Origin of the sequence: Actinosynnema sp. NPDC059797, assembly GCF_042732085.1 — a bacterium.
In the GTDB taxonomy this organism is placed as follows: Bacteria; Actinomycetota; Actinomycetes; order Mycobacteriales; family Pseudonocardiaceae; genus Actinosynnema.
This window is the reverse complement of sequence record NZ_JBHWIE010000747.1, coordinates 1-1314: the sequence shown is the minus strand read 5'-3', so window position 1 is coordinate 1314 and position 1314 is coordinate 1. Positions and strand designations below refer to the sequence as shown.

Below are 1314 nucleotides of genomic sequence, written 5' to 3'. Positions count from 1 at the left end.
TGGTTGTAGGCGGTGTTCTGCCAGGCGATGGCGACCCGGTACTGGGTGTCGTGCACCAGGGTGGTGATGCGGCGATCGGTCTGGTGCGGGGTGGAGTAGATGCGCAGGGCGCGGTTGTCGGTGGTGGGCCAGACGACTTCCTCGCGCCAGTCGCCGAGGATGTCGCCGGACAGGCTCGGGGTGGCCTTGGTGCCGTTGTTGGAGTGGACCCCGGAGGCGGTGAGCAGGCGGGTGTCGCCGCTCGTGCCGTACTTGTCGATGCGGGTCTGGTCCAGCAGCTCACGGGTGGGGTCGCCGTCCCACCAGATCAGGAAGTTCGCCGAGGAGGGCTTGCGGCCGATCGCCTGTCCCCTGGTGTTGCGCAGGCTGCCGTCCGCGCTGGACCACGATTCCGCGCCCGGGCTGCCCGCGTAGATGTCGCCCGACACGCCACGGCCGTTGTCACTGCCGCTCGCCGTGGTCCACAACCGCTGCCCCGTGCGGGCGTCGGCGAACCACGAACCCGGCTTCGAGGAGTCCTCCGAGACCTTGAAGTACTCCAACCCCGGACGGGAAGGGTCCAGGTCACCCAGGTGGGCGGCATCGCCGTGGCCCAGACCCGTGGTCCACAGGCCCCGGCCGTTGTCGTCGATGGTGGCCGCGCCGTAGACGATCTCGTCCCGGCCGTCCTGGTCGACATCGCCGATGGTCAACGAGTGGTTGCCCTGGCCCGCGTACCCGGAGTTGCCCGAGGCGTTGGAGTCGAACGTCCACCGCTTGACCAACTGGCCGTTGCGGAAGTCCCAGGCGGCGATGACGGCGCGGGTGTAGTAGCCGCGTGCCATGATCAACGACGGTCGGGCGCCGTCCAGATACGCCGTACCGGCCAGGAACCGGTCCACCCGGTTGCCGTAACTGTCACCCCACGAGGCCACGTTGCCCCGAGGCGGGTCGTAGTTCACCGTCGACACCGCCGCACCGGTCTGACCGTTGAACATGGTCAGGAACTCCGGACCCGACAGCACGTAACCCGACGAGTTGCGGTAGTCGGCGCTCGCGTTGCCGATCACCGTGCCCCGACCGTCACGCGTGCCGTCGGCGGTCTTCATCGCCACCTCGGCCCGACCGTCACCGTCGTAGTCGTAGACCTGGAACTGCGTGTAATGCGCACCCGCCCGGATGTTGCGACCCAGATCGATCCGCCACAACCGCGTGCCGTCCAACCGGTAGGCGTCGACGAACACGTTGCCGGTCACACCGGACTGGCTGTTGTCCTTGGCGTTGTCCGGGTCCCACTTGAGCACGAACTCGTAGTCACCGTCGCCGTCCAGGCTG

1 protein-coding gene is annotated in these 1314 nt (G+C 68.1%); it reads right to left on the bottom strand.

What is annotated here, in order from left to right; all coding sequences use genetic code 11:
• Positions 1-1314: rhamnogalacturonan lyase (locus ACFV4N_RS43875; RefSeq protein WP_499678626.1), on the bottom strand; the 1314-nt coding region annotated here is incomplete at both ends.